24 protein-coding genes are annotated in these 26,259 nt (G+C 73.0%); 11 read left to right on the top strand and 13 right to left on the bottom strand.

What is annotated here, in order from left to right; genetic code table 11:
* Nucleotides 1–146 precede the first annotated feature (146 nt).
* Both tesB and AB0881_RS26115 read right to left on the bottom strand, forming a co-directional pair.
* Nucleotides 147–1,007, bottom strand: coding sequence for an acyl-CoA thioesterase II (tesB, locus tag AB0881_RS26120; protein ID WP_366620825.1), 861 nt, complete (start codon nucleotides 1,005–1,007; stop codon nucleotides 147–149).
* Nucleotides 1,008–1,056: 49 nt separating this feature from the next.
* Nucleotides 1,057–3,138 (bottom strand): ATP-dependent DNA helicase UvrD2, encoded by a 2,082-nt coding sequence (locus AB0881_RS26115; protein ID WP_366620823.1) that lies wholly within the window; start codon nucleotides 3,136–3,138, stop codon nucleotides 1,057–1,059.
* A gap of 141 nt (nucleotides 3,139–3,279) precedes the next feature.
* Between AB0881_RS26115 and AB0881_RS26110 the strand changes: the two genes are divergently transcribed.
* On the top strand, nucleotides 3,280–3,570 hold the full coding sequence (locus tag AB0881_RS26110) for a mycoredoxin (RefSeq protein WP_366620821.1): 291 nt from the start codon (nucleotides 3,280–3,282) through the stop codon (nucleotides 3,568–3,570).
* Nucleotides 3,571–3,594: 24 nt separating this feature from the next.
* Here AB0881_RS26110 and nudC read toward each other — a convergent pair whose 3' ends face one another.
* Entirely contained in the window at nucleotides 3,595–4,494 is a 900-nt protein-coding gene (nudC, locus tag AB0881_RS26105; RefSeq protein ID WP_366620849.1) for an NAD(+) diphosphatase, read from the bottom strand.
* A gap of 68 nt (nucleotides 4,495–4,562) precedes the next feature.
* Nucleotides 4,563–5,951 carry a dipeptidase gene (locus AB0881_RS26100; protein ID WP_366620820.1) on the bottom strand — a complete coding sequence of 463 codons (1,389 nt, stop codon included), beginning with the start codon at nucleotides 5,949–5,951 and terminating at the stop codon, nucleotides 4,563–4,565.
* Nucleotides 5,952–6,134: 183 nt separating this feature from the next.
* On the opposite strand from AB0881_RS26100, the gene AB0881_RS26095 reads away from it, so the two are divergent.
* Nucleotides 6,135–6,404 (top strand): DUF4031 domain-containing protein, encoded by a 270-nt coding sequence (locus tag AB0881_RS26095; RefSeq protein WP_366620818.1) that lies wholly within the window; start codon nucleotides 6,135–6,137, stop codon nucleotides 6,402–6,404.
* 3 nt (nucleotides 6,405–6,407) lie between these two features.
* Here AB0881_RS26095 and AB0881_RS26090 read toward each other — a convergent pair whose 3' ends face one another.
* Complete coding sequence (locus AB0881_RS26090; RefSeq protein WP_366620817.1) at nucleotides 6,408–7,019, bottom strand: metal-dependent phosphohydrolase; 612 nt, start codon at nucleotides 7,017–7,019, stop codon at nucleotides 6,408–6,410.
* Between the two features lie 150 nt (nucleotides 7,020–7,169).
* On the opposite strand from AB0881_RS26090, the gene AB0881_RS26085 reads away from it, so the two are divergent.
* Genes AB0881_RS26085 through AB0881_RS26070 form a run of 4 tightly spaced genes read left to right on the top strand, consistent with a single transcriptional unit; the run spans nucleotide 7,170 to nucleotide 12,677 of the window.
* Nucleotides 7,170–8,348, top strand: a complete 1,179-nt coding sequence (locus tag AB0881_RS26085; RefSeq protein WP_366620815.1) for a siderophore biosynthesis protein — start codon at nucleotides 7,170–7,172, stop codon at nucleotides 8,346–8,348.
* The gene (locus AB0881_RS26080; RefSeq protein WP_366620813.1) at nucleotides 8,345–9,907 is read left to right on the top strand and encodes an IucA/IucC family protein; all 1,563 of its coding nucleotides are present in this window, start codon (nucleotides 8,345–8,347) and stop codon (nucleotides 9,905–9,907) included. Before AB0881_RS26085 ends, AB0881_RS26080 begins: the two co-directional genes overlap by 4 nt.
* Nucleotides 9,898–11,547, top strand: coding sequence for an IucA/IucC family protein (locus tag AB0881_RS26075; protein ID WP_366620811.1), 1,650 nt, complete (start codon nucleotides 9,898–9,900; stop codon nucleotides 11,545–11,547). The genes AB0881_RS26080 and AB0881_RS26075 overlap by 10 nt, the downstream gene beginning before the upstream one ends.
* Nucleotides 11,544–12,677, top strand: a complete 1,134-nt coding sequence (locus AB0881_RS26070) for an alanine racemase (RefSeq protein ID WP_366620810.1) — start codon at nucleotides 11,544–11,546, stop codon at nucleotides 12,675–12,677. Before AB0881_RS26075 ends, AB0881_RS26070 begins: the two co-directional genes overlap by 4 nt.
* On the opposite strand, the gene AB0881_RS26065 is transcribed toward AB0881_RS26070, so the two are convergent.
* The 3 genes from AB0881_RS26065 to AB0881_RS26055 are packed head-to-tail and all read right to left on the bottom strand — an operon-like array spanning nucleotide 12,655 to nucleotide 16,435.
* Nucleotides 12,655–14,250, bottom strand: a complete 1,596-nt coding sequence (locus AB0881_RS26065) for an AMP-binding protein (RefSeq protein ID WP_366620809.1) — start codon at nucleotides 14,248–14,250, stop codon at nucleotides 12,655–12,657. The two genes, AB0881_RS26070 and AB0881_RS26065, sit on opposite strands and share 23 nt — an antisense overlap.
* A gap of 5 nt (nucleotides 14,251–14,255) precedes the next feature.
* On the bottom strand, nucleotides 14,256–15,095 hold the full coding sequence (locus AB0881_RS26060; protein ID WP_366620808.1) for an oxygenase MpaB family protein: 840 nt from the start codon (nucleotides 15,093–15,095) through the stop codon (nucleotides 14,256–14,258).
* Nucleotides 15,092–16,435, bottom strand: coding sequence for a cytochrome P450 (locus tag AB0881_RS26055; protein ID WP_366620807.1), 1,344 nt, complete (start codon nucleotides 16,433–16,435; stop codon nucleotides 15,092–15,094). Before AB0881_RS26055 ends, AB0881_RS26060 begins: the two co-directional genes overlap by 4 nt.
* 127 nt (nucleotides 16,436–16,562) lie before the next feature.
* Between AB0881_RS26055 and AB0881_RS26050 the strand changes: the two genes are divergently transcribed.
* The gene (locus tag AB0881_RS26050) at nucleotides 16,563–17,183 is read left to right on the top strand and encodes a TetR family transcriptional regulator (RefSeq protein ID WP_366620806.1); all 621 of its coding nucleotides are present in this window, start codon (nucleotides 16,563–16,565) and stop codon (nucleotides 17,181–17,183) included.
* Nucleotides 17,184–17,205: 22 nt separating this feature from the next.
* Here the strand turns inward: AB0881_RS26050 and AB0881_RS26045 are convergent, their stop codons facing one another.
* Nucleotides 17,206–17,748: a hypothetical protein gene (locus tag AB0881_RS26045; RefSeq protein ID WP_366620804.1), complete on the bottom strand. Its 543-nt coding sequence runs from the start codon at nucleotides 17,746–17,748 to the stop codon at nucleotides 17,206–17,208.
* 85 nt (nucleotides 17,749–17,833) lie between these two features.
* Between AB0881_RS26045 and AB0881_RS26040 the strand changes: the two genes are divergently transcribed.
* Nucleotides 17,834–19,420, top strand: coding sequence for an AMP-binding protein (locus AB0881_RS26040; RefSeq protein WP_366620803.1), 1,587 nt, complete (start codon nucleotides 17,834–17,836; stop codon nucleotides 19,418–19,420).
* Here the strand turns inward: AB0881_RS26040 and AB0881_RS26035 are convergent.
* The gene (locus AB0881_RS26035) at nucleotides 19,407–20,162 is read right to left on the bottom strand and encodes a hypothetical protein (protein ID WP_366620802.1); all 756 of its coding nucleotides are present in this window, start codon (nucleotides 20,160–20,162) and stop codon (nucleotides 19,407–19,409) included. The two genes, AB0881_RS26040 and AB0881_RS26035, sit on opposite strands and share 14 nt — an antisense overlap.
* A gap of 168 nt (nucleotides 20,163–20,330) precedes the next feature.
* On the opposite strand from AB0881_RS26035, the gene AB0881_RS26030 reads away from it, so the two are divergent.
* From AB0881_RS26030 to AB0881_RS26020, 3 genes are read left to right on the top strand one after another with little or no spacing between them, the layout of a single operon-like run.
* Nucleotides 20,331–21,200, top strand: coding sequence for a helix-turn-helix transcriptional regulator (locus tag AB0881_RS26030; RefSeq protein WP_366620800.1), 870 nt, complete (start codon nucleotides 20,331–20,333; stop codon nucleotides 21,198–21,200).
* Nucleotides 21,201–21,216: 16 nt separating this feature from the next.
* On the top strand, nucleotides 21,217–21,411 hold the full coding sequence (locus tag AB0881_RS26025) for a DUF397 domain-containing protein (RefSeq protein ID WP_366620798.1): 195 nt from the start codon (nucleotides 21,217–21,219) through the stop codon (nucleotides 21,409–21,411).
* Between the two features lie 22 nt (nucleotides 21,412–21,433).
* Nucleotides 21,434–21,658, top strand: coding sequence for a DUF397 domain-containing protein (locus tag AB0881_RS26020; protein WP_366620797.1), 225 nt, complete (start codon nucleotides 21,434–21,436; stop codon nucleotides 21,656–21,658).
* Here AB0881_RS26020 and AB0881_RS26015 read toward each other — a convergent pair.
* From AB0881_RS26015 to AB0881_RS26005, 3 genes are all read right to left on the bottom strand, one after another.
* On the bottom strand, nucleotides 21,655–21,966 hold the full coding sequence (locus AB0881_RS26015) for a hypothetical protein (protein ID WP_366620796.1): 312 nt from the start codon (nucleotides 21,964–21,966) through the stop codon (nucleotides 21,655–21,657). The genes AB0881_RS26020 and AB0881_RS26015 overlap by 4 nt on opposite strands.
* Nucleotides 21,967–22,030: 64 nt before the next feature.
* Nucleotides 22,031–22,801 (bottom strand): methyltransferase domain-containing protein, encoded by a 771-nt coding sequence (locus AB0881_RS26010; protein WP_366620847.1) that lies wholly within the window; start codon nucleotides 22,799–22,801, stop codon nucleotides 22,031–22,033.
* Nucleotides 22,802–22,888: 87 nt separating this feature from the next.
* Nucleotides 22,889–26,251 carry an ATP-dependent DNA helicase gene (locus tag AB0881_RS26005; protein ID WP_366620794.1) on the bottom strand — a complete coding sequence of 1,121 codons (3,363 nt, stop codon included), beginning with the start codon at nucleotides 26,249–26,251 and terminating at the stop codon, nucleotides 22,889–22,891.
* Between the last annotated feature and the right edge of the window lie 8 nt (nucleotides 26,252–26,259).

Here is a 26,259-nt window from a genome sequence, read left to right as displayed (position 1 = left end):
GAGGGAACTCGCGCCCCGCGGCTCGCGTCCAACACAAGGATGGCACCGCCACGGGCGTCCCCGCCTCCTCCCGGAGAACGAGTCGCGGGCCCGACCTCCGGACCCGCCCGCTCCTCACGGCGCAGGAGCGCCCCGGGCGCCCGCGCTCACTTGGCGACGCGGACGAGGCCCTCTTGCATCACCGAGCAGACGAGGTCGCCCTCCCGGGTGAAGACCTGGCCGCGGGCCAGCCCGCGGGCGCCGCCGGCGAACGGGGTCTCCTGGAAGTAGAGCAGCCAGTCGTCGGCGCGGAACGGCCGGTGGAACCACATCGCGTGGTCCAGGCTGGCGCCCATCGTCCGCTTGTCGGCCCAGGTCAGGCCGTGGTTGAGCAGCACCGTGTCGAGCAGCGTCATGTCCGACGCGTACGTCATCAGGCACACGTGCAGCAGCGGGTCGTCGGGCAGCTCGCCGTCCGCCTTGAGCCAGACCTTGGCCTCGGACGTCCTCAGCTCCGGGTCGTTGACCGCCTCGTAGGACAGCGGCGTCGCGTGCCGCAGGTCGAAGGGGCGCTGCTCGGTGAACTCCTGCGCGGCGCGCTCGCCGAACAGCGGCGTGAGCCGTTCGAGGGCGGTCGGCAGCGTCTCCGGGGCGGGCGCGTACGGCATGCCCGCCTGGTGCTCCGGCCCCTCCTCGGGGAGCTGGAACGAGGCGGACAGCGTGAAGATCGACTTTCCGTGCTGGATCGCCTTCACCCGCCGGGTGGTGAACGACCGGCCGTCGCGCACCCGGTCCACGGTGTAGACGATCGGGACGAGCGGGTCGCCGGGCCGGATGAAGTAGGCGTGCAGCGAGTGGACGGGCCGGTTCACCGGTACGGTGCGGCCCGCGGCCACCAGCGCCTGGCCCGCGACCTGGCCGCCGAAGACCCGCTGGCGGCTCTCCTCGGGACTGCGGCCGCGGAAGATGTCGTTCTCGATCTGCTCCAGGTCGAGCAGCTCCAGCAGTGCCTTCAGTGACTCCTTCACGCCGCCAGTCTCCCAAACTCCCCCGCGTCCCCGCCGCACCGCCCCGGTCTCAGCGCTCCCCCGCGCAGAGGGAGAGGACGGCGCCGGCGTAGCGGTCGAGCTTGACCTTTCCCACGCCGGGGATCGCGGCCAGCTCCTCCAGGCTCTCGGGGGTGCGTTCGGCGATGGCCTGGAGGGTGGCGTCGGTGAAGACGACGTAGGTGGGGATCCTCTGGTCGGCGGCGATGCCGGCGCGCCAGTCCTTGAGGGCGATGAGGAGCTCCTCGTTCAGCTCGGCGGGGCAGTCCTCGCAGCGGCCGAGCTTCTGCTCGATGGCGGCGGTCAGCGGGCGGCCGCAGACGCGGCACGGCCGGGGCCCCTTGCCGGCACGGCGCTTGGCGCGGTCGGCGCGGGCCGGGGTGGGCGTCATCGTCTTGGGCGTGAGGCCGTCCAGGAAGCGGGACGGCTTGCGCCGCCGGGCACCGCCGGGGGAGCGCGACAGCGCCCAGGAGAGGGAGAGGTGCTCGCGGGCGCGGGTGACGCCCACGTACAGCAGGCGGCGCTCCTCCTCGATCTGCTCGGGGGTCTCGGCGTAGATGATCGGGAGGGTGCCCTCGACGAGGCCGGCCAGGAAGACCGCGTCCCACTCCAGGCCCTTGGCGGCGTGCAGGGAGGCCAGCGTGACGCCCTCCAGCGGCGGGGCGTGCTGGGCGGCGGCGCGCTCCTCCAGCTCGGCGACGAACTGCGGCAGCCCGGCGCGCGGGTCGTCGGCGGCGATGTCCTCGGCGAGCTGGGCCAGCGCGGCCAGCGACTCCCAGCGGGCCCGGACGGCGCCCGAGCCCTCCGGCGGCCGGTCGGTGAACCCGGCGCCGGACAGCACGTGCCGGACGGTCTGGATCAGGCCGGTGCCGTCGGTCTCGGCGTCGGCGCCGGCGCGGGCGGCGCCGCGCAGCCGGACGACCGCCTCGCGCACCTCGGGCCGCTCGAAGAACCGCTCGGCGCCGCGCAGCACGTACGGGACGCCCGCGGCGGCCAGCGCCGCCTCGTACGCCTCGGACTGCGCGTTGATCCGGTAGAGGACGGCGATCTCGCGGGCCGGGACGCCCTCCTCGATCAGCTTGCGGGCGCGGCGGGCGACGTCGTCGGCCTCGGCGATCTCGTCGTCGTACTCGTTGAAGACGGGATCGGGGCCGTCGGCGCGCTGGGCGAGCAGTTCGAGCCTGTGGCGCCGTGCCGCGTCGCCGCGCGCCTGCGAGATCACGCCGTTGGCCAGCCGGACGACCTGCGGGGTGGAGCGGTAGTCGCGGACCAGCTTGACCACCTTGGCGTCGGGGTGGTCGCGGGTGAAGTCGAGCAGGTAGCGGGGGCTGGCACCGGTGAACGAGTAGATCGTCTGGTTGGGGTCGCCGACCACGCACAGGTCGTCGCGGTCGCCGAGCCAGACGTCCAGGAGCATCTTCTGCAGCGGGTTGACGTCCTGGAACTCGTCGACGACGAAGTGCCGGTACTGCTCGCGGACCTGCTCGGCGACCTCGCGGTGCTCGGTGAGGACGGCGGCGGTCAGCTCCAGCATGCCCTCGAAGTCGAGCAGGTTGCGCTCGCGGCGCAGCTGCTCGTACATCGCGTAGACGCGGGCCACGTCGACCACGTCGGCGGGCATCTTGCGGCTGGCGGTGGCGACCGCGCCGGCGTAGTCCTCGGGGCGGTTCTGGGTGACCTTGGCCCACTCGATCTCGGCGGCGATGTCGCGCAGCTCGGTGCGGCCGAACGCCAGCCGGCAGGCGCGGGCGGCGTCCGCCACCAGGCTGATCTTGGACTCGATGATCTTGGGCGGCTCGCCGCCGACGACCCGCGGCCAGAAGTACGACAGCTGCCGCAGCGCGGCGGCGTGGAAGGTGCGGGCCTGCACGCCGGGCGCGCCGAGCCGCCGCAGCCGGCCGCGCAGCTCGCCGGCGGCGCGGGTGGTGAACGTCACGGCCAGCACCCGCTGCGGCGCCATCACGCCGGTCAGCGTGGCGTACGCGATCCGGTGCGTGATCGCCCTGGTCTTGCCGGTGCCCGCGCCCGCCAGCACGCACACCGGCCCCTGCACCGCCTCGGCCACCGCCCGCTGCTCGGGGTCCAGGCCCGCCAGTACCCGCTCCGCCTCCATCCCCCCATCCTGGCACCCGGGGGTGACCGGATGGGCCCGCCGGCCCGGCTGTGGATAACCTCCTCACCTGGAATGCCCGGCGGCGGCAGGATGTTGACGCCAGCGCACCGCACGATTGCCGAAGAAGGAGACGACGCGCCGATGGCCACGCCCACCACGGACCAGGCGACCGAGCCCACGGGCACGCTCACGATGTACACCACGACCTGGTGCGGGTTCTGCCGGCGGCTGAAGAGCCAGCTGGCCCGGGACGGCATCGAGATGCGGGAGATCGACATCGAGCGCGACCCGGCCGCGGCCGACTTCGTGATGAGCGTGAACGGCGGCAACCAGACCGTCCCGACCGTGGTGGTCGAGACCGCGGACGCGGGGCGGCACGTGCTGACCAACCCCAGCGCCAAGGAGGTCAAGCGCCTCCTCGGCCGCGCCTGAGGGCGTCCCCGCGTCCGCGCCCCTCTAGAACGGGGGCATGTCGGGCAGCGGTCCCCCGTACCACCGCATGATGAGCTGGGAGGCGATGGAGAGGGTGCCGGGCGAGACGATCCGGCCGCTCTCCAGAGCCTCCCGCAGCTCGTCGCGGGTGTACCAGGCGGCGTCCAGGATCTCCTCCGGGTCCGGGCGCAGTTCCTGGTCGCCGCGGGCGCGGGCGAAGTAGCCGATCATGAGGCTCTGCGGGAGCGGCCACGGCTGGCTGCCCAGGTAGCGCACGTCGGTCACAGTGAGGCCGACCTCCTCGCGCACCTCGCGGACGACGGCCTGTTCGAGGGACTCCCCCGGCTCGACGAACCCGGCCAGGATCGACCGGCGGTCGGCGGGCCAGCTCGGGCCGCGGGCCAGCAGGACGCGGTCCCGGTCGTCCCGGACCAGCATGATCACCGCCGGGTCGACGCGCGGGAACTGCTCCCGGCCGTCGGCGGGGCACACGCGGACGTGCCCGGCGGCGGTCGGCTCGGTGGGGCCGCCGCAGCGCGGGCAGTACGGGTTGGTCGCGTGCCAGTGCTCCAGGGCGACGGCGTGCGTCAGCATGCCGGAGTCGCGGTCGCCTAGGAGGGCGCCGACCCGGCGCAGGCCCGCGGTCTCCGCCCCCTCGACGGCGGGCAGTTCGCCGCGCACGCAGAAGTAGGCGACGCCGTCGTCGTCCACGCCCAGCAGGTAGCGGTCGCCCTCCGGGGCCTTGGCCGCCGGCAGGTAGACGAGCGCGGGCCCCGGGTCGTACGACACGAGCGCCTGCCCGTTCTGCACGACGAACACGCGCGTGCGGGGGTCGGCCCAGGCGGACTCGACCCATTCGTCGTCACGGCGGCGTTCGGCGACGCGGTCCAGGGTGCCGCGCGCGAGCGCCAGCCACTCCAGCATCGACTCGGTCGGCTCCTGCGTGCTCGGCTCCGCCAAGACCTCTCCTTCTGTACGGTCCGTTCCCTCCATCATGCCGAGCGCAGGGCCGTCGCGAACTCGTCCCACATGTAGGCGGCGGCCTCGGCGCCCTTGAGGAGCAGGGGCATCTCGACCTTCTCGTTGGGGGCGTGGATGCGGTCGTCGTCCAGTCCCACCGCCACGAACACCAGCGGGGCCTCCAGGATCTCCGCGAGGTCGGCCTCGGGGCCGCTGCCGCCCTCGCGGGTGAACAGCACCTCCCGGCCGAACGCCTTCTCCATCGCGCGCCTGGCCGCCCGGACGCCCGCCGAGTCGATCGGCGAGAAGCAGGCCCGCACGCCGCCGCCCGGGATCGTGACCTCGGCGCGCACCCCGGCCGGGGTGTTGGCGTCCACCCAGGCCCGGAAGGACTCCTGGACCTTCACCGGCTCCTGGCCGGCGACCAGCCGGAACGAGAGCTTCGCGTGCGCCTCGCGCGGCACGATCGTCTTGCCGCCGGGGCCGGTGTGCCCGCCCCACATGCCGTTGATCTCGGCGGTGGGGCGCGCCCAGACCCGCTCCAGGGTGGTGAAGCCCTTCTCGCCGTAGGGGGCGCGGCTGTTGCCCGCCGTACGCAGCCACTCGGCCTCGTCGAACGGGAGCCGCGCGAACAGCTCGCGCTCCTCGTCCGTGAGCGGGACGACGCCGTCGTAGAAGCCGGGGAGCGTCACGCGGCCGTCCGCGTCGTGCAGCCGCGACAGCAGCTCCACCATCGCGTGCAGGGGGTTGGGGACGGCGCCCCCGAACGAACCCGAATGCAGGTCGCTGTCCGGCCCGTACAGCGAGACCTCCGCTTCGGTGAGGCCGCGCATGCCGGTGCACATGGACGGGACGTCCGCGGCCCACATGGTGGTGTCGCTGATGACGACGGCGTCGCAGCGCAGGCGCTCGCGGTGGGTGCGCAGCAGTTCGGGGAAGTGGACCGAGCCCGACTCCTCCTCGCCCTCGACCAGCAGCTTGATCGTGACGGGCGGCGCGGTGGCGCCGGACGCGGCGAGGCCGGCGCGGATCCCCAGGGTGTGGAAGAACACCTGCCCCTTGTCGTCGGACGTCCCGCGCCCGACGAGCCGGTCCCCCTTCTCCAGGGGGGTGAACGGGTCGGTCTCCCACTCGTCGAGCGGCTCGACCGGCTGCACGTCGTGGTGGCCGTACACGACGACGGCCGGGGCGTCCGGGTCGGCGGCCGGCCATTCGGCGAAGACGGCGGGCAGCCCGCCGGTCTCCCAGATCTCCACGGTGGGGAAGCCCGTACCGCGCAGGTGCTCGGCGAGCCACTCGGCGGAGCGGCGCACGTCGCCGTGGTACGCGGGGTCCCCGGAGATGGACGGGATCGCCAGCCACTCCTTGAGGTCGGCGAAGAACCGGTCGCTGCCGGCGCGGATGTATTCAGGAACGTTCATCGGCTTCTCCTTGGGCGGATCCTGACGCCGTTGTCCCTCGCGTGGGAGGAGGATCGCGGTATCCGATCCTGGCCCATCAGGGCGTCCGCCCCCAACTTGCGGAAACGTACCGGGCCGCATAGCACGTAAGGTCGCACAAGTGGCCTGAACGGACTGAAGCCACGAGACCGGCCGGAGGCGCCCGTGATCCTGATCGACCCGCCGCTGTGGCCCGCGCGGGGACGGGTGTGGTCGCACATGGTGAGCGACGTCTCGTTCGGGGAGCTGCACGCGTTCGCGGCGGATCTGGGCCTGCCGCCGCGGGCGTTCGAGCGCGACCACTACGACGTGCCGTCGGAGCTGTACGGCGCGGCGGTCGCGCTGGGCGCGGCGGAGGTCGGCTGCCAGGAGCTGCTGCGGCGGCTCACCGCGGCCGGGTTGCGGCGGCGTAAGTTCGATCCCGCCCGGCGGTAAGACTCAGCCCGCCCTCAGGAGCAGCAGCTCGGTCTCAATGTTGTGGCGGGCGCGCGACTCGAATCGCTCGCGCGCGTCAGGCGTGTGGAACAGCGCCGGGAGGTCCAGCAGCCCGGTGAGCACCTCGGCGCGGCCGACCCGGTAGAAGTCCTCGGGGACGAACGCGTACTCCTCGCGGACGGCGGCGGCGTACTCCGCGTACCGCTCGGGGCCGGAGCCGAGGATCGCCAGATCCGCGTCGCAGAGCACGGCGCCGTTGCGGTCGCCGGCGGCCGGCGCGTGCGACTCGGTCAGCTCCACCAGCCGCACGACCTCGGCGATCGTCTCGTCCGGCAGGTCGGTGTCGGCGAGCATCCGGCCGGCGAGGCGGGCGCTGCGCTCCTCGTTGTCGGCGCGCTCGGGGTCGTACACGGCGTCGTGGAACCAGGCGGCCAGCCGTACGGCGCCGGGGTCCGCGGCGTGCTCCGCCCACTCGTCCACGCGGTCGAGCACCGCGGTGAGGTGCTCGCGGGTGTGGTAGCGGCGGTGCTTCTCTCCGTAGCGGGCGTCGAGTTCCGCGCCGATGTGCCGCGCCTGGGGGCCGGCCAGCGCGACCCACCGATCCACCAGATTCATGGGGTCCATACTGGCGGATGCGGGGCCGTTCCCGGTGGGCCGGGGGCCGCCGAGACACGCGCGGCGCCTTGCTTGCACCGGGCCTGCGGCCCCGACACTATGGTGACTTCTTCGAGTTAGGCAAGCCTTACCTCACTCTGGAAGGTGGCCGTGGGCGCCTCGCTCCCGCTCTCGCTCTCCCTCGTGGCCGGGAAGGTCACCGACTCGGTGACGTACGGCCTGCTGCCCGCCGCCGCACGGCTCGCCGCCGAGCGCGGCCTCGCGGTCACCCTGCTCACCGACCGCCCGGAGCGGCACGCCGAGGTCTTCGACGGCCCCATCGTGGCCTGCGACGTCACCGACTACCGCGCCATCGTCGCCGCGTCGGCCGCCCGCGGCCGCGAGCCCGCCGCGCTGTTCTCCAACAGCGACTTCCTCCAGGCGCCGGCCGCGCTGGCCGCGGCCTACTTCGGGCTGCCCGCGAAGGACTGGAAGGCCGCGACCAGGACGAAGGACAAGGCGCTCATGCGGCACCACCTGGCGGGCGTCGACCCGGTCTTCTCGGCCGACGCGTCCCGGGTGCCGGACGGCGCGCCGTACCCGCTGGTGCTGAAGCCGCGCGAGGGCGTGGCCAGCGAGGACGTGTTCCTGGTGCACGACGCCGCCGAGCTGGCCGCGCGGCGCGCGGAGATCGGCCGGCGGCGGCCCGATCCGCTGGTGGCCGAGGAGTACCTGCCGGGCGAGCTGCACACCCTGGAGACCCTCGGGGACGGGCACGAGCTGCGCGTGCTGGGGTCGTTCCGCACGAGGGTGTCGCCGCCGCCGCACTTCATCGAGGAGCGCCTCGAATGGGCCCCTCCCCCGCCGGAGACCGGCCAGGTGCTCGCGCAGCTGGAGGCGCTCGGCGTGGGCTTCGGCGCCTGCCACACGGAGTTCGTCGTGCACGAGGGGCGGGCGCGGCTGATCGAGGTGAACTACCGGCTCATCGGCGACCACTGCGACTTCCTCATGGCGGACCTGCTCGGCGTCCCCCTGTTCGACCTGGTCCTGCGCGTCCACCTGGGCGAGCGGCTGCCCGAGACCGAACCCGCCGCCGGAGGGCACGCGGTGGCCGACGTCGTCATGGCGGAGCGGCCCGGCGTGCTCACCGCCGCGCCCGGGGCGGTCGAGCTGGACGACGGGCCCGTGCGGCTGTCGTACCGGCCGCAGCGACCGGTCGGCGACCGCATCGAGCTGACCCGCACCAACCGCGACTACCTGGGGACGATCCGCGCCATCGGCCCCTCCGCGGGCGAGGTCGAGGCCGCCATCGCCCGCTTCCGCGCCGCCCACGCCTGGACGATCGCGTGAACGAGGGCGCGCTGGCGGCGCGAGTCCTGGACGCCCTCCTGCGCGAGGACTACGGCGGCCTGCGGCGCTTCGCTGGCGGGCACGTCCTGGCGCTTCCGGGCGGCCCCAGCGTCCGCTTACTGGAGGACGGCCCCGGCTTCCTCTCGCGCACCGTCGTCGACCCGTCCCAGGGACTGCGCCTGGACGACGTGCTCACTGCGGTGCGGCGGGTGGCGGATCCGCGCGACGACGTGGCGGCCTTCGAGCGGGAGTGCCGGGAGACGCTGGCCACGGCCCGGCTGCACGCGGCGGCCCGGCCGGCCGTACTGCGGCGGCTGGCGCGCGTCCCGGACGAGCTGCGCCGCGGCCCCGGCACCTACTACGAGACGCTCGCCGCGTATACGGACCACCCCGTTCACCCCACTGGCCGGTGCCGCATAGGGCTGAACGAGGCGGAGCTGAAGGAGTACGCGCCCGAGTTCGCTCCCACGTTCCCGATGCGTTGGGCGGCCGTCCCTCCGGAACGGGTCACGTCAGCGGGCGTACTGCCGGACTGGTGGCCTGACGAGGGCCTCTTCCCGGTGCATCCGCTGACCGTCCCGCATCTGGAGGACGTGCGGGTACTGCCGGAGCCCTTCCTGGACGTCGTCCCGACACTGTCCATGCGGACCGTCGCCGTTGACGGGCGGACCCACCTGAAGGTGCCGCTGACCACCAGCACTCTGGGGCTGCGCAACAGGCGCACGATCGTCCCCCGCACCCTTCCGGACGGCGCCCTTGCGGAACGCCTCCTGCACGGCGTGCTCCGCAAGGAACCGCACCTGCCCATGCTCCTCGCGGACGAGCAGACCTACGGCCACGCAGGCTCCCCGCTACTCGCGTACATGGTCAGGCGCTTCCCACCGGAGACAGCGGGCGCGCATGTCGTCCCCGTGGCGGCCCTGCTGGCGGAGGCGCCCGACGGCCGTTCCGTCATCGAGCGATGGGATGTGCCGGAACTCTTCGGCGCCTACCTGGACGCACTGCTGGCCTGGAACATCACCCTCTTCCGGTACGGCATCGCCCTGGAGGCCCACCAGCAGAACGTGTCGCTCGTCATCGGCGGCGACGGCGCTCTCAAGCTGCTGCTCAAGGACTACGACGGGACCCTCGTCCTGGACGGCGGCCCAATGCACGGCCACGGCGACTTCCAGGACGCCCGGATGGTGACGCGCGACCCGGAGGCGCTGGCCAGGGTCTTCGTCACCATCACCCTGCACCTGTGCGCCGCCGCACCGGCGTTCGGGCTGGCCCGGCGAGGGCTGCTGCCCGCGCGGACCGGCCTGGCGATGATCCGGGACCGGCTCGACGCGGCGCTCGGCCCGGACGACGCGTTCCTGCGCTCCCGCACGCTGGACGCCGCGGCCCTGCCGGGCAAGGCGATGGTCACCGCCGGAACCCTCGTCGACAAGGCCCGCACCGGATCCGCCGACATCAACAAGCACTACGGGCCGCCAGGGCCCAACTACCTCATCCACGACCACCTTCACCACGGTCACCTTCACCATCCTCGGGACGATCGGGACGACACGTGCTGCTGACACGACCGGCTCTCACCGCCGACGACGCCACCGCCACAGCGCTGCTCAACTGCCTGGTGAGGGAGGTCTGCGCGCCCGAGCACCAGGTATGGCGGGACGGGGGGCGACTGGTCGTGCGGCTCCCCAGGGCGGGCGTCACGCTCCGGACCGGCCTCGCCCGGCCCCCGGCCGGCCCCACCTACCGGCTCGCGCCCCCGATCGAGGAGCACCGCGGCACCGAGTGGATCGCCGCCGGCTGGGAGCGGCTGGCCGACCTCGTCGCGGGCGAGCTGGAGCTGGCCACCGGCCAGGCCAACCCCGAGTTCCTCACCCAGGTGCGCGACAGCCGCGCCGGCCTGGCCGCGATCCTGGAGGCACGCGGCGAGCCGCACCCCGAGGCGGTCGCGGCACCGCTCGCCGAGCCGCCGTCCAAGGAGCCGGTCGCCCGGTACGTGGAGTCCGAGCAGTCGCTGCTGTCCGGGCACCGCTTCCACCCGTCCCCCAAGGCGCGCCAGGGCGTACCGGACCAATGGCTGCCGTACGCGCCCGAGACCAGGTCCCGGTTCCTGCCGCGATGGCTCGCCGTAAGAGAGGACCTCTTCGTCGAGGAAGGAGACCCGGCCGCCTTCGCTCCTCTGGACGAGCTGGCTCCGGCCGCCCCTCCCGGACACCGGCTCCTGCCGGCCCATCCCTGGCAGCTGTCCCTGCTGGCGGAGCGTCCCGTACTGCGCCGCGCGTTCGCCGCGGGCCTCCTCCAGGACCTCGGCCCGGCCGGTCCCGAGGTCGTCCCGACGTCGTCCGTGCGGACGGCCTACGTGCCCGCGGCCGACGTCTTCTGCAAGTTCAGCCTGGACATCCGCATCACCAACTGCGTCCGCAAGAACGCCTGGTACGAGCTCACCGGCGCCGTCGCCCTCGACCGCCTCGTCCGGCCGGTGTTCGCGGCGCTCGACGGCTGCACGTTCCTGGCCGAACCCGCGTACCGCAGCGTCGCCCTCGCCGATCTGCAACTGCACGAGGGACTCGGCATCATCCTGCGCCAGGGCGTAGGGGGCCTCAAGGGGACGCCGCTCCTGGCGGCGGCGCTCGCCGACCCGTACGGCACGACCCTCGCGTCCCTTCCGGCCGTGGCCACGCCCGAGGGCGCGCTCGCCTGGTGGGACGCCTACGTACGGCACGTCGCCAAGCCCGCCCTCACCGCCTACCTCGACCACGGGATCGTCCTGGAGGCGCACCTCCAGAACGTGCTGGTCGCCGTGGACGACGGCGGCATGCCGGTGGAGACCGCGTTCCGCGACCTGGAGGGGACCAAGCTCACGCCCGAGTGGCGGCCCCGGCTGGACGGGCTCCCCGCGCGCGTGCGCGAGGCCGTCACCTACGACAGCGGCCGCGCCTGGAACCGCGTCGTGTACTGCCTGCTGGTCAACCACCTCACCGAGATCGCCGCCGCGGTCGCCGACCTGCACCCCGAGCTCGATCCCGACCTCTGGCCGTCCGTGCGGCACCACTTCGCCGCCTGCGGGACCGACCACCCCCAGCTGCGCGCGCTGCTGGCCGGCGTCCCGTTCCCCGCCAAGGCCAACCTCCGCGCCCGCTGGGCCCGCAGCGCCGACCGCGCCGCGACGTACGTGCCGGTCCCCAACCCGTTCGCCGGCCGATGAGCGCGCCGCCCGCGTTCCTGCGCGACCGTATGCGCGCCCTGGAGCGCCTCCCGGCGTACGTGTACGACCTGGACGGCCTGGGCGAGAACGTGGCGGCCGTCCGGGGCGCCCTGGCCGGCGGCCCGGAGCTCTTCTACGCCGCCAAGGCCAATCCCGATCCCGCGATCCTCCGCACCCTCGCGCCTCACGTGGACGGCATCGAGGTCGCCTCGGGCGGCGAGCTGGCCCACGTCCGCGCGACCCTGCCCGAGGCCCGGATCGCCTTCGGCGGCCCGGGGAAGACCGACGAGGAGCTGGCGCTGGCGTCGAACCTCGACGTCGAGCGCCTGCACGTGGAGAGCCCGTACGAACTCGAACGGCTGGCCGCGTCGGAACGCCCCGCCGACGTCCTCCTCCGCGCGAACCTGCGGTTCGGGACCACCGGGGCCGCCCTGCAGATGAGCGGCCCGTTCGGCATGGACGAGCAGGCCCTGTCCCGGTGCGCCGCCGTTCTCAGGGACACGCCGCACCTCACACTCCGCGGCGTCCACGCGCACCTGGCGTCCGGCCTGGACGCCCCCGCGATGCTCGACCTGGCGGCCCGCATAACGGACTGGGCCCTCCCCTGGCTGCGCGCGAACGGCGTGGAGGAGCCGGAGATCAACCTGGGCGGCGGCATGGCGGTCGACTACGAGGCGCCCGAGTCGCGCTTCGACTGGAAGGCGTACGCGGCGGGCCTTCCCGCCCACCCGTCCGTGACGTTCCGCGTGGAGCCGGGCCGGGCGCTCACCGCGTACCACGGCTGGTACGTCACCGAAGTGCTCGACGTGAAGACCACGCATGGGGAGCACTACGCCGTCCTCAGGGGCGGCACCCACCATCTGCGCACACCCGTCACCAAGGGCCACGACCAGCCGTTCACGCTGCTGACGGCGGACGACACCGACGACACCGGCGACACCCACCCCACCACACTGGTCGGGCAGCTCTGCACGCCCAAGGACGTGTTCGCCCGCGACGCCCCCTGCCCGCGCCTACGGCCGGGTGACCTCATCGCGTTCGGCATGGCCGGCGCCTACGCCTGGAACATCTCCCACCACGACTTCCTGATGCACCCCCACCCGCACTTCAGCTACCCAGCTCGCGTTTGATCACCTTGCCGGTGGTCGTGCGGGGCAGTTCGGGGACGAAGACGACCTCGCGGGGGACCTTGTAGCGGGCCAGGTTGGCGGCGACGTGCTTCTTGACCTGGTCGGCGTCCAGGGCGCCGGTGGCGACGACGTAGGCGCGCAGGCGCTGGCCGAAGTCCGGGTCGGGGACGCCGACGACGGCGGCCTCGGCGATGTCGGGATGGCCGGCCAGCAGTTCCTCGATCTCGGCCGGATGCACGTTCTCGCCGCCGGAGACGATCATGTCGTCGGCGCGGCCGTCGACGTGCAGCCGGCCGGCGCGGTCGAGGTGGCCGAGGTCGCCGATGGGCAGCAGGTTCGCCGTGACCGCCTGGCCGGAGGTGTAGCCGTCGAAGCGGGTCGGGCTGCTCACGTGGATCCGGCCGACCGTCTCCGGCGGCACGGGGCGGCCGTCCTCGTCCAGGATCGCGACCGTGGTGCCGGGCGGGGGCGTGCCGGCGCAGCCGGGCGCGGCCGCGAGGTCGTCGGGGGTGGCGATGGTGATGCAGGACGCCTCGGTGGAGCCGTAGAAGTTGTAGAGGACCTTGCCGAACGCGCCCGCGACCTCCTCGGCGAGGTGGGGGGCGAGCGGGCCGCCGCCGGACGCGACGATCCGCAGCGCGGACAGGTCGTGGCCGTCCAGGTTCCCGGCGGCCAGCAGGCGGCTGATCATGGTCGGCACCGCGACCAGGGCGGTGCAGCGGTGCGCGGCCAGGTCCGCGGCGGCGCGGGCGGCGTCGAAGCGGCGGTGCAGGACGAGCGTGGAGCCCAGCGCCAGCGTGAGCGTCGCGGCGGTCAGCCCCCAGCCGTGGAAGAGCGGCGGGGCGACGAGGACGGCCTCGTTCCGGCGGAACGGGATCCGCGTGAGGATGCCGCCGGGCAGCGCCAGCGGCTCGCCCGGCGCCGAGGAGCGTGCGGCGCCCTTCGGCCGGCCGGACGTGCCGCTGCTGAGGATGACCAGCGTGCTGCGGCGCGGCGGGGCGGGCGGGGTGAGGCCGCGGCCCCGCGCGAGCCCGTCGACGTCGGAGGCCCCGCCGTCCGTCCAGGCGGTGAACGCGCCCTCCGGGAGCGTCAGGCCGTCCAGGAGAGGCGCGAACTCGTCGTCGTGGACCAGGACCGTGATGCCCTGCTCCTCGACCGTGGCCCGCAGCTGGGGCGCGGCGAAGTCGGTGTTGAGGAGGATGATCCGGGCGCCGAGCTTGGCGGCCGCCGAGACGGCCAGCAGCAGGTTCCGGTGGTTGCGGCACAGGACGGCGACACGGCTCGCGGACCCGATCCCGCGCCGGTGCCAGGCGGTGGCCAGCGCGTTCGCGCCCGCGTCCAGGCCCCGGTAGCTGATCGTGCCCTGGTCGTCGGCGATGGCGGTACGGTCCCCGAAGCGCGCGGCGCCGACCGCGGTGGCGGCGCCGACCGGCCCGTACGCGCGCATCGCCCGCGCCACCGCGACCGCCGTGCGGGGCGGCATCGGCGCGAGCATCCCGGCCCGCCAGGCGGCGCGCAGCCAGGCGAGCCGGTCGCGGTTGGTCACGGTGGCCGCGTGGGTCGCGGACGGCACGGCCGTCACCTCGCCCGGCGGCGGCCGTCGCGGGCGAACGCCCTGCGCGCCTGCGGCACGTACCGTACGGCCTCGGGCAGCAGCGGCCAGACCGCGTTCAGCTTCCGGACGGTCGCCGCGAAGCGCTGGTAGCGGCGCTCGTCGGCCGCGCTCCAGGGGGTGCCGAGCAGCTCGCGCATGCGCGGGTGCAGGCCGCCCACGGTGATGAAGCGGGCGACGGAGTTCAGCGGCGGGCTGAGCGCGCGCCAGACGGGCGCGGGCACCTTCTTGGGACGGGGCAGCCCCTTGGTCACGTAGCCGACGCCGTAGCGGGCCGTCTTGTGCGGCTCGACGACCTCTTCCATCATGCGCTTCCAGTACGCCTGGAACGCCTCCCAGTCCTCGGGCATGGCGCGGTCGCTGACGCCGTACATGCGGAACCAGGTCTTGGACTCCTCGTAGACGCGCCGCTTCTCGATCTCGCTCAGGGGGCGGATGAACGTCTCGATGCCGTACAGCATGTTGTCGAGGAACGTGGCGTGCGCCCAGTAGTAGGTCTCGGGGTCGAGCGCGTGGTAGCGCGTCCCGTCCGGCATCTCGCCCTTGATCTCGCGGTGGTAGTCGCGGACCTTCCGGCCGGTCTCGGGCGCCTTGGCGCCGCCGTACACGGTGTCGAGGATCGGCCCGGCCGAGCGCTTCACCCGCGCGAACGTCTCGTCGAAGAAGACCGAGTGGTCGAGGACGCCCTGGCCGAGCGCGGGGAGCATGTTCTGCAGGACGGCCGCGCGGGGCCCGACCAGCGCCATCCGGGTGTCGCCGAAGTAGCGCCAGGTGAGCGAGCCGGGTCCGAGCTTCGCCTCCGTCATGAGGTCCTCTCCTGCTCGCCGTCCCGGGTGGCGGGCGGCGTGAACGTGAACGGCATCCGCTTGATGCCGTTGATGAAGTGCGAGACGAGCCGGTCGGGCTCGCCGTCGGTCCGGATGTCGGGCAGCCGGGTGAACAGCTCGCGCAGCATCACGGTGATCTCGCGGCGGGCCAGGTGGGCGCCCAGGCAGTAGTGGGGTCCGGGGCCGCCGAAGCCGACGTGCGGGTTGGGCGAGCGCAGGATGTCGAACCGGTCGGGGTCCGTGAAGACCGTCTCGTCCCGGTTGGCGGCGGTGTAGATGAGGACGACCATGTCGCCCTTCTTCAGCGGGGCGCCGTTCAGCTCGCAGTCGCGGGTGACGTTGCGGCGGAACTGGATGACCGGGGTGGCGTACCGGACGATCTCCTCGACGGCGGTCCCGATCCGCCCGTCGAAGTCCTCCATCAGCAGCCGCCGCTGCTCGGGGAACTCGGTGAACAGGCGCAGCGCGTGCGCGATGGCGTTGCGGGTGGTCTCGTTCCCGGCGGTGACCAGCAGGATGAAGAACGAGCCGGTCTCCTGCGCGGTCAGCGACTCGCCGTCGGCGTTGGCGGTCACCAGCTTGGAGATCAGGTCGTCGCCCGGGTCGCGGCGCCGCTCCTCGCCCAGCCGCTCGACCAGCCGGAACAGGTCCCGGCCCGCGCGGACGAGCCGGGCGGAGGCGCGCAGGACGTCGGTGCGGCGCGGGGTGCCGGTGAAGAAGCGGTCGTCGGCCTTGGCCCCGTTGTACTCGGGGTCGGTGTAGCCGAGGATCTCGTTGGTGCGCCGCAGGACGAGGTCGTGGTGGCGTTCGGGGATGCCCATCAGGTCGCAGATGACCTCGACGGGGAGCCGGGCGGCGGCCTGCGCGACGAAGTCCCGGGGCCCCTCGGCGATCATCTCGTCGACGATCCGGGTGGTGCGCCGCCGGACGTTCTCCTCGGCCCGTTCGAGGACGCGGGGGCTGAACGCGCGGGAGACGACGCGGCGGATCTGGGCGTGCCGGGGATCGTCCATGTTGATCATCGAGCCGAAGAACCGGGCGGCCCAGGCGGGCATCTCGAACAGCGAGTTCGTGGTCGGCTCGCTGCTGAACAGCTCGGGCGTGCGGCTGGCCTCGGTCACGTCCGCGTGCCGGGTGATGGCGTGGAAGCCCGGCTTGGACCTGGTGAACGGGAGCTTCTTGATCGGGATGACGGGCGGCCGCTCCATGGCCCGCATCCGCGCGTAGGCCTCCAGCCGGTCGGCTTCGGGGCGCGTCCAGAACGACATCTCCGACAGGTCGTACTCGCGCAGTTCGGGAGGGAGCGTCGGGGAGGTCATCCGCCACTCCTGCACACTATGGTCCTTGCGACACCGAGATACATATAGAGAAATATGTCTCCCTGTCTCGCTCAGGGTCAAGGTGACGCGGACCACAGGCCGTCCCGGCGGCTATAGTGGCGCCGACATGGCGCCATCCGAAGACCTGCTCCACGCCGAGGACGAGGACACCGGGGAACTCACCACGCGGATCCTCGACGCCGCGCTGGAGGAGTTCGGCGCCTACGGGCTCCGCCGGACCACCGTCGACAACGTCGCCCGCCGCGCCGGGCTCGGCCGCGCCACCGTCTACCGGCGGTTCGGCAACAAGCTGGAGCTGATGCGCGCGGTCTCGCTGCGCGAGGCGCGGCGCGCCATGGTCGTGATGGTGCGGGCCGCCGAGCACCTGCCGACCATCGAGGACCGGCTGGTCGAGGGCTTCGTCACCGGCGTCACGCAGGCCCGCGCCAACCGGCTGCTGACCCGGCTGATCAGCGCCGAGCCGGAGGTGATCCTGCCCTACCTGACCACCGACTCCCGGTTCGTGCTGACGTTCATCCGGGACTTCCTGGCCGAGCAGTTCCGCCGCTCCCCCGGCCCGCCCGCCGTCGCGGCGCCCGACGCCGCCGCCGAGATCATGGTCCGGCTGGCGATGTCGTTCTACCTGGCCCCGCACGGCTGCGTACCGCTGGACACCGAGGACGACATGCGCGCCTTCGCCCGCACCTACCTCGTCCCACTGCTCTACACCGGCGCCGCGCCCCGCTGACCGGACGGGCGCGCCACCGCGATCAGTCGAGGGCGGCGACGAAGCGTTCCGCCTCCGCGCGCGTCATGCCCGTCTCCGCCTGGACGAGCGCGACCGCCGACGCGTGGTCCGCGGCCCGCTCGAAGGCGCGCACGCGCTCCGACAGCGGCACGCGGTCCGCGGGCGCGGGGAGCGCGGGCACATTGTCCACCGGAAGCGCGTCCACCGGAAGCGCGTCCACCGGAAGCGCCGCGCCGGGCACCACGGCCGGGCGGACGTAGCCCCGCCGCACCGCCTCGACGTAGAGCTTGGCGTCGCCGCGCCCGATCCGGGAACCGGCCCTCAGCACCTTCACCGCCTCGCCCCGCTCGCCGGTCGCGACCAGGTAGCGCACCCGCTCGTCCAGTTCCGGGGGGATGATCGCGGCGAGGACCTCCACCTGGAGGCCGTCCACGTACTCCTTGGCCTCCCGGAGGTCGAACGCGGTGGCCTCGCGCACCAGTTTGATCGCCTGGATCAGGAGCCCCTGGGAGACGAGGGCGAGCGCGTGCTCGCGGGTCTGCTGCGGAACGGGTCGAGCGGGCATGTGGGCACCTTAACGGTCGTCGCCATACATAGAGGACCTGGAGCCGGGTAGTGCCCTGAATCTACCCCGAACGAGAGGAAGCGCCGTGCCGCTGCTCGACCGGATGCGAACGATCTCGCGCGCGGTATGGGACGCCGGCGCGCTGCGTCCCGTACGGCCGGACCGCGCCGTCCGGATGCCGCTCCAGTACCTCCGGTACGGCCCCGTGCCCGCGACCGTCGGGGCGATGGCCGCGCTGCGCTTCCCCGACCGCACGGCGGTCGTCGACGAGCGCGGGACGCTCACGTACGGCGAGCTGGAGCGCCGCGCGTCCGCCCTCGCCGCCGCACTCCGTTCCCGCCTCGGGGACGAGGACCGCATCGGCGTGCTGTGCCGCAACCACAGCGGCTTCGTCGAGGCGGTGCTGGCGGCGTCCCGTCTCGGGAACGACGTCGTGCTGCTGAACACCGACTTCTCCGCCCCGCAGCTCGGCGAGGTCGCCGAGCGCGAGGGTCTCGGGCTGCTGATCCACGACCAAGAGTTCGACCGGGTGGTGGACGGCTCCGCGTACACCGGCGCCCGCGTCCACGCGTGGCACGACGCCCCCGGCCCGTACGAGACGATCGACGGCCTGGTGGCGGCGACCGGCCCCGCGCCGGCCCGGCCCGCCGGCCCCAGCAAGGTCATCATCATGACGTCGGGCACCACCGGCACCCCCAAGGGCGCCCGGCACGACATCGGCCTCGGCGCGCTCCTCCCCGCCGCGATCAGCCACCTGATGCGCGTCCCCGTCCGGTCCGGGGCGCCCCTCGTGATCGCGCCGCCGCTCTTCCACGTGCTCGGCTTCGCCTACATGTCCGTGGGGCTCGGCATGGGGACGCCGCTGGTGCTGTCCCGCCACTTCGACCCGAAGGCGACCCTGGCGGCGATCGACGAGCATCAGGCCGAGACGCTCGTCGCGGTGCCCGTCATGCTCCAGCGCATCCTGGACGTACCGGACGGCCCGCGCCCCGGATCGCTGCGCGCGGTCGTGTGCGGCGGGTCGGCGCTGCACCCGCACCTGTCCGAGGCGTTCATGGACGCGTTCGGCGATGTCCTGATCAACGTGTACGGCGCCACCGAGACCGGCTGGGCGACCATCGCGACCCCCCAGGACCTCCGCGAGGCCCCCGGCACCGTCGGGAGGCCGTCGTTCCGCCTCACCATCAAGATCCTGGACGAGGACGGCCGCGAGGTCCCCGCCGGCCTGGTCGGCGAGGTCCACACCGGCGGCGGCCTGCGCTTCGCCGGCTACACCGGGGGCGGCGGCAAGGAGGGCCACGACGGCCTCCTCGCCACCGGCGACCTCGGCCACTTCGACGGCGCCGGCCGGCTGTTCATCGACGGCCGCGCCGACGACATGATCGTCTCCGGCGGCGAGAACGTCTTCCCCGGCGAGGTCGAGGACCTGCTCGGCGCCCACCCGGACGTCGCGGAGGTCTCGGTCACCGGCGTAGACGACGAGTCGTTCGGCCAGCGCCTGGCCGCCCACGTCGTCCGCGCCCCGGGCTCGGACATCACCGAGGACGCCCTCAAGGCCCACGTCAAGGAGCACCTGGCCCGCTTCAAGGTCCCCCGCGACGTCCACTTCGTCGACGAACTCCCCCGCACCAGCACCGGCAAGGTCCGAGCCAAGTCCCTCAACACGCGCTAGAAGAACCGTCCAACTGGCGCACCACGCATTCCGCGGTCTCCTGCAGATCGATGAACGGCTGCCGTGCGTAGCGGGCGGGCGCGGCCCGCCACGTGAAGTGCCGCGAATGGGCCCAGATGTTGAGGCCCGGAAGCTCCAGTACGGAGATCCCGCGCTGATCGCAGCTGCGCCTGCCAGGGAAGCCGCGTCCTTGAAGGGCCCGGAGGAGGCATTGCGCGGCCGTACCCGGATGAACCTTGAGCCCCAGACCAGGCCAGGAGACGGGCAGCGGAAGCGCGAACCAGACGGTCTTGCCATGAAGAGGCTCCGGAGCCAGCCGCGCCCGCGAAGGACCCGCTCCCCATTCCACGGCGACCTCGCCGAGGAGGCCCAGGCCCTTGCCGTGCTCGTCCAGCAGTCCGGCGCCGGACGCCCGGGGAAGCGAGGTCCTCGCACGGTCGAAGACCGAGACGATCAGCTGCGGCGCGGGAACCGTACGCGCCCAGACCCACAGCTCCGGGCAGGTCGGCGGACGGCCGCCCGGCGCGTTCCCGCCGTACCGCAGGGCATTGGTCGCGACCTCGGACACGGCGAGCCTGCCGTCCTCGATCACATCACGCCCCAGCCCCAGCCCGGCCATGGTCCTGTGAAGCAGTGAACGGGCCGCATGGGGGCCGGTCTCGTCGTAGGGCAGAGGCCAAGCACACACGCCCCCCTTGGCCAGGACCGGCAGCCCACCGTTCTTCATCATCAGGCCCCTCATGGAGTCGCCATCCTCCAAAGAGTGATCAATTGAACACTCTCCGCACTCGATCGGACCTCATGATGCGTTAGCAGCAACAGTTGCCGCAACGGTTTCAGAAAAGGAGTACAAGATTCTTTCTCGGCCTGGACTTGCCGGAAGCGCTTGCCCCACGACTACGGACTGACCATGCTCGGCTACATGTCTGCCAGGTCACCGACCATCCGCGAGCGCCGCCTTGCCCGCGAACTGCGTAGATTGCGCGAAACCTCAGCCTCCATGGGACTCGAGGAGGCCGCAGACCAACTCGGCTGGAGCAAGGCGAAGCTGTCTCGTGTCGAAACCGGGGTACGGCGGGTCGCGCCGGCCGAGGTCCGGCAGATCCTCACCCTGTACGGCGTGTGCGGTCCCCGCTCGGACGCGCTTGTGAGTTTCGCTCGCACCACAAGACAGCGCGGCTGGTGGGACGCCTACACCCACAGCCTCCCCACGGACTACGCCACCTACATCGGGCTGGAGGCCGAGGCGGAGTGGCTCAACTCGTACACGATGGGACTGGTCCACGGCCTGATGCAGACCGAGGCCTACACGTACCAGGTCACCAAATCGATCCTGATGCGCCTCTCGCCGCCCTCCGATGTGGAAAAACGGGTCGCGGCGCGCCTGGCACGACAGAAGGCATGGCTCGAGAGAGAAGCTCCCGTCCGCCTCTGGTCGATCTTGGACGAGACGGCGCTCAAGCGCATCATCGGCAGCCCCGAGGTCATGCGCGAGCAGTACCTACACATCCTGCGCCTGGCCGATACGGCGAATGTGATGTTCCAGGTGATGCCGCTTGAAGCGGGTGCCCATCCAGGGGTTGTAGGCAGCTTCACCGTCGTCGGATTCCCCGAGCGCTTTACTCCGGATGTCGTGTATGTCGAGAACATGACTAGTGCTCTGTACATTGAGGATGAGAGGGAGGTGCACAGCTACTCCCTGGCGTTCGAGCAGATGCAGGCCATGGCCCTGAGCCCTGCAGACTCCCTGACCATGCTCGAACGGCTTGCCCGACGATGACCACAAGGAGGGCAGAGTGCCTGAGCCACACCCCATCTTCCGCAAGAGCAGTCACAGCGAAGGCGCTAATGGTTGCGTAGAGGTCGCGCGGGTCGGTGCCGCGAACGGGGTGCGGGACTCCAAGCACCCTGAGGGCGGGGTCCTGAGGCTCGACCGGCAGACGTTCAGCGGGCTGCTGGACGAGATCAAGGACGGGGCGTACGACCTCTAGGCGGTCGCAGAGCTGGAATGAAATGAGACGAGGTCGCCCGTTGGCTGGTCATGCATCACCCCGCACGGTGTGGCGAAAGAGTTCCTACAGCCAGCCCACGCAGTCGGATTGCGTGGAAGTCGCGCGGGTGGGTGCCGCGAACGGGGTGCGGGACTCCAAGGACCCTGAGGGCGGGGTCCTGAGGCTCGACCGGCAGACGTTCAGCGGGCTGCTGGACGAGATCAAGCGCGGGAAGTACGGCCCCTAGGCGGCTGGTTGGGCCTTTTGCTTGGCGGCCATGCAGATGCGGGCGAGGTCGTTCAGGGCGGCTACGCGGCGTTCGTCCAGGGTGCGCTCGTCGTCCGGGGACGCCTCTGCCAGCGTGTCGATGACCAGGGAGAACAGCGGCCATTCGGCGGGGCCGATGGCGCCGCGGAAGTCGACCTCGCCGTCCTCGACCTCGTCGAGGTCGAGGTTGCGGGCGAACGTGGCGAGCGCGGCCTCGGCGGCCACCACGCCGATCCGCATCGCCAGCGCGGCGGGCTCGCGGTCCAGGCGCGCAGCAGGGGAAGTCATGGCGGACAACATAGAACACACGAGCGACTCGCGTCGAACGTTTGCTCGAAGTTCACGGGGCCCCTCAGGCGGCGTGGGCGAGGAGGAACGCGTAGGTCTGGGTGAAGTGGAGGTCACCGTCCACGACGGTGGGGCGCATTCCCGTGGTGGGGCCGCCGGCGATCTCGTCCGTTAGTTCCTGGCGGATGCGGGCGGCGGCGTCCGGGTCGGTGTGGGCGAGTTCCAGCCACGGCTCCAGGGGGCGGACGAAGTCGAAGCGGTCCGTCTCCTTCACTTCGGCGCCGGTGGCGGTGAGCAGGTCGGCGATACCGGATTCGGTGAGCATCGTGTTGTGGGACGGGTCGCGCAACCGCTCGATGCGGTCGGGGTCGCCGGCCCCTGGGTGGACGAGGTCGGCCACGACCAGGGCCGCGCCGGGGCGGCTGACCCGCGCCATCTCGCGGACGACGGCCGCCGGGTCGGCGACCTGGTGCAGCGAGAAGCGGGTGACGACGAGCGTGAACGAGCGGTCGGCGTACGGCAGGTCGGCGGCGTCGCCGCGGGTGAACGTCACGTTCGTGATCGCGTCGTGGTCGGCCTCGCGCTTGCCCTGCGCGAGCATCGCCGGGGTCAGGTCGAGCGCCGTGACATGACGGACCCGGCGGGCGATCGCGCGCGAGACCAGGGCGGTGCCGGCGGCGACCTCCAGGACGACGTCCTCCGGGTCCAGCTCGGACGCCATGAACCGGACGAGCCGGTCGAGATGGCGGGTGAGTCCCGCGTTCAGGGAAGGGTTCCCGAACCCCGCCGCCTGCTTGGAGAACTCCCGTACGATCCGCTCGTCATGCGCCGCCACCGTCAACTGGCCCTCCAGTCACACCGGGGTACTTGGGGGCATCATCCCTGAAAGCACGCAGTGTGACCAGAGTCCCTGCGAACGGTGTCAGACGGCGGGGACCGACTCCAGGAGGGCGGTCAGGCCGGCGGCGTCCAGGAGGTCGGCGGGGCGCACGGTCACGTTCGCGCGCACGTAGTGGAACGCGGCGCTGACCTGGTCGACCGGGACGCCCATCAGCTCGGCCCAGGCCAGCCGGTACGCGGCCAGCTGGACGGACGCGAAGCGGGCCTCGTCGCCGGACGGCGGGCGGCCGGTCTTCCAGTCGACGACCTCGTAGCGGCCGTCGCCGGAGCGGAACACGGCGTCCATCCGGCCGCGGACCAGCCGGTCGCCGATGATCGTCTCGAACGGGACCTCGATGTCGAGCGGCTCGCGGGCGGCCCATTCGGACGCCTCGAAGCTGTCGCGGAGATCGGCGAAGTCGGCGTCGGCGGCGTCCTCGTCGGCGGCGCCGGGCAGCTCGTCGGGGTCCAGCAGCCGCTGCTGGCCCCAGCGGCTCTCCAGCCAGGCGTGGAACTCGGTGCCGCGGCGCGCGTACGGGGCGGGCGGGCGCGGCATCGGGCGGCGGATCTGGCGGGCGAGCGCGGCGGGGTCGCGGGCGAGGGAGACCAGCGAGGAGACCGACAGGTGGGCGGGCAGCTCGACCAGGAGGCCGTCGCCGCCGCGGCCGCGGTCGCGTTCGGCGAGGAGGAGTTCGACGTCGCGGGCCCAGGCGGACATGCGGCCCCGGTCGGCGGCGCTCAGGCCCTCGTCGCCGGCCCAGGGGCGGGTGCGGCCGAGCATGGCGTCCTCGACCATGCGGGCGCCCTCGACGATCGCCTCGTACCGCGCGCGGGACGCGGCGTCGCCGCGGGCGCCCTGCTCGGCGGGCCATTCGGCGGCCTCCTGCTCGGCGAGGAGCGGGTTGGTCTCGTCCTCGCCGGGCGGGTCGGCCCAGACCGCGACGGAGCCGGCGCCGTCGAGGCAGACCTGGCGGACCTCCTCCAGGAACGGGGACGGGCCCAGCGGGCGGCCCGACGCGCCCCACCAGTAGCCGGTGGCGATGAGCAGGCTGGACGCGCGGGTCACGGCGACGTAGGCCAGGCGGCGCTCCTCGCGCAGGTCGCGTTCGGCGCAGGCGTCGTCGAAGGCGGCGAGGTCGTCCTTCTCCAGGCCCTTCAGGTCGGGCAGGTCGGCGCGGTCGCCGCGGAGCATGAACGGCAGGACGCGCGGGTTGGCCGTCCAGCGGGTGGCGTTCTGCGGCGGCGACGGGAAGATCGAGCCCTTGGCGGGGCCGCCGCTCTTCATCGGCGTGAACGAGAGCCCGGGGACGATCACGACGGGCCATTCGAGGCCCTTGGAGGCGTGCACCGTGAGGAGCTTGACGCTGTTGGTCTCGCCGACCCGGCCCGCCTCCAGGCCGAACTCCTCGCTCTCGGCGGCCTTGAGGTAGGCCAGGAACGCGCCCAGCGTCGGGTCCTCGGCGTCGCCGGCGAACTTGGCGGCGGCGTCGACGAACGCGTCCAGGTCGGCGCGCGCGGTCACCGGGTCGAGCCCGGAGCGGGCCGCGACCTCGATGTCGAGGCCGAGGGCGCGCTCGACCTCGTTCACCAGGTCGGGCAGCGGCAGGCCCACCTGGGAGCGGAGCTGGCGCAGCTCGTCGCGGAGGCGGCGGAGGCGCCCGTACCCCTCGGGGCTGAACGCGCTCGCCGGGCCGAGGTCGTCGAGCGCGTCGACGAGGCTGCCGGTCTCCTGGTTCAGCTCGCTGACGAGCTGGCGCAGCGGGTCGTCGCCGGACGCCTCCGCATCGGCCTCGGCGGCGGGCGCCTCGGCGTTCCCGGGCTTCTCGGGAGGGGTGACGTCGCGGGCGGCCTCCTGGGCGAGCGAGCGGGCGCGGCGGCCGAGCGCCACCAGGTCGCGCGGGCCGAGCCGCCAGCGCGGGCCGGTCAGCAGCCGGGCGAGCGACGCCCCGGCGGTCGGGTCGTGCATGACGCGCAGCGTCGCCACGACGTCCTGCACCTCGGGAACGGTCAGCAGCCCGCCCAGGCCGACGACCTCCACCGGGATGCCGCGCGTCTCCAGGGCCTTGCGGATCAGCGGGAACTGCGACCGCTTGCGCGCCAGCACCGCGATGTCGCCGTACTGGAGCGGCTCGTCGCCGAGCCACGCGCCGCCGTCGGGCGCGGTCGCCGGGTCGCCCGCCAGCTCCCGCTGGATGCGGGCGGCGATCCGGTCGGCCTCCTCCTCGACGGTCTCGAACAGCGCGCACTCGACCCGGCCGCGCTCCTCGCGCCCGGCGCCCGGGGTCAACCGCGGGACGGCGGCGGTGTCCTTGCGCAGCTCGTCCTGGACCCTGGCGGCCGCGTCCAGGATCCGCTCGCCGTTCCGGAAGCTCTTGCTCAGCTGGACGACCGGCGCGGGGTCGGGACGCCGCCCGGCGACAGGCGCGTGCAGCGGGAAGTCGTACGCGAAGCGCAGCAGGTTGCCCGCGCTCGCGCCGCGCCAGCCGTAGATGGACTGGCAGGGGTCGCCGACCGCCGTCACCGGGTGGCCGCCCGCGAACAGCGACCGCAGCAGGACGAGCTGCGCCTGGCTGGTGTCCTGGTACTCGTCCAGGAGGACGACCGAGAAGCGCGACCGCTCGATCATCCCGACCTCGGGGTGCTTGTAGGCGATCCGGGCGGCCAGCGCCATCTGGTCGCCGTGGTCGATCACCTCGCGGCTCGCCTTGGCGCGGTGGTACGCCTCGATCAGCGGCATGAGCTGCTCGCGGACGGCGTGCTTGGCGAGGATGTCGCGCTGCGCTTTCAGCGGCTTCTTCACGGCCGCGAACCGCTCGTCCAGCCAGGCGCCGACCTTGCGGACGTCATCGCCGGTCCGCAGGTGCTCGGACAGGTCGCCGGCCAGCTCCATGACGGCCTTGGTGACGGTGTCCGGCTGCCAGTCGACGCGGTCCATGGGGCCGTCGTAGGCGTCCACGACGCGGGAGCAGATCTGCCAGGCGACCGCCGGTGAGATCAGCCGCATCGTGGGCTCGAGCGCCTCGCGCAGCGCGTGGTCGCCGAACAGGCGCGCGGCGTACGAGTGGTACGTCGACACCATCGGCTCGCCGTCGAACAGCGACTCGCCGCCCAGCCGGTCCAGTTCGTCTGAGGGCAGCACCTCGCGCAGCTTGTCGAGCCGCTTGCGCACCCGCGCGCCCAGCTCGGCCGCCGCCTTGCGGGTGAACGTCAGGCCGAGGACGCGCTCGGGCCGCACGAACCCGTTCGCGACGAGCCACACCACCCGGGCGGCCATCGTCTCGCTCTTGCCCGACCCGGCGCCCGCGATCACCGCCATCGGCGCCAGCGGCGCCTCGATCACCCGGGCCTGCTCCCCGGTCGGCTCGGGGATCTCCAGCAGCCGGGCCAGCTCCGCCGGAGTGATCAACCGCCCTC

Origin of the sequence: Spirillospora sp. NPDC029432 (assembly GCF_040703975.1) — a bacterium.
In the GTDB taxonomy this organism is placed as follows: Bacteria; Actinomycetota; Actinomycetes; order Streptosporangiales; family Streptosporangiaceae; genus Spirillospora.
This window is presented reverse-complemented; position numbering and strand designations above follow the sequence as displayed.

What these genes read in the sequence shown, in the direction of transcription:
- AB0881_RS26115 (WP_366620823.1), bottom strand. Translation starts at nt 3,138, where the DNA reads ATGGAGGCGGAGCGGGTACTGGCGGGCCTGGACCCCGAGCAGCGGGCG.
- AB0881_RS26045 (WP_366620804.1), bottom strand. Translation starts at nt 17,748, where the DNA reads ATGCCCGCTCGACCCGTTCCGCAGCAGACCCGCGAGCACGCGCTCGCC.
- AB0881_RS26030 (WP_366620800.1), top strand. Translation starts at nt 20,331, where the DNA reads ATGCTCGGCTACATGTCTGCCAGGTCACCGACCATCCGCGAGCGCCGC.
- AB0881_RS26035 (WP_366620802.1), bottom strand. Translation starts at nt 20,162, where the DNA reads ATGAGGGGCCTGATGATGAAGAACGGTGGGCTGCCGGTCCTGGCCAAG.
- AB0881_RS26020 (WP_366620797.1), top strand. Translation starts at nt 21,434, where the DNA reads ATGAGACGAGGTCGCCCGTTGGCTGGTCATGCATCACCCCGCACGGTG.
- AB0881_RS26055 (WP_366620807.1), bottom strand. Translation starts at nt 16,435, where the DNA reads ATGACCTCCCCGACGCTCCCTCCCGAACTGCGCGAGTACGACCTGTCG.
- AB0881_RS26050 (WP_366620806.1), top strand. Translation starts at nt 16,563, where the DNA reads ATGGCGCCATCCGAAGACCTGCTCCACGCCGAGGACGAGGACACCGGG.
- AB0881_RS26090 (WP_366620817.1), bottom strand. Translation starts at nt 7,019, where the DNA reads ATGAATCTGGTGGATCGGTGGGTCGCGCTGGCCGGCCCCCAGGCGCGG.
- nudC (WP_366620849.1), bottom strand. Translation starts at nt 4,494, where the DNA reads ATGCTGGAGTGGCTGGCGCTCGCGCGCGGCACCCTGGACCGCGTCGCC.
- AB0881_RS26070 (WP_366620810.1), top strand. Translation starts at nt 11,544, where the DNA reads ATGAGCGCGCCGCCCGCGTTCCTGCGCGACCGTATGCGCGCCCTGGAG.
- AB0881_RS26060 (WP_366620808.1), bottom strand. Translation starts at nt 15,095, where the DNA reads ATGACGGAGGCGAAGCTCGGACCCGGCTCGCTCACCTGGCGCTACTTC.
- AB0881_RS26110 (WP_366620821.1), top strand. Translation starts at nt 3,280, where the DNA reads ATGGCCACGCCCACCACGGACCAGGCGACCGAGCCCACGGGCACGCTC.
- AB0881_RS26100 (WP_366620820.1), bottom strand. Translation starts at nt 5,951, where the DNA reads ATGAACGTTCCTGAATACATCCGCGCCGGCAGCGACCGGTTCTTCGCC.
- AB0881_RS26015 (WP_366620796.1), bottom strand. Translation starts at nt 21,966, where the DNA reads ATGACTTCCCCTGCTGCGCGCCTGGACCGCGAGCCCGCCGCGCTGGCG.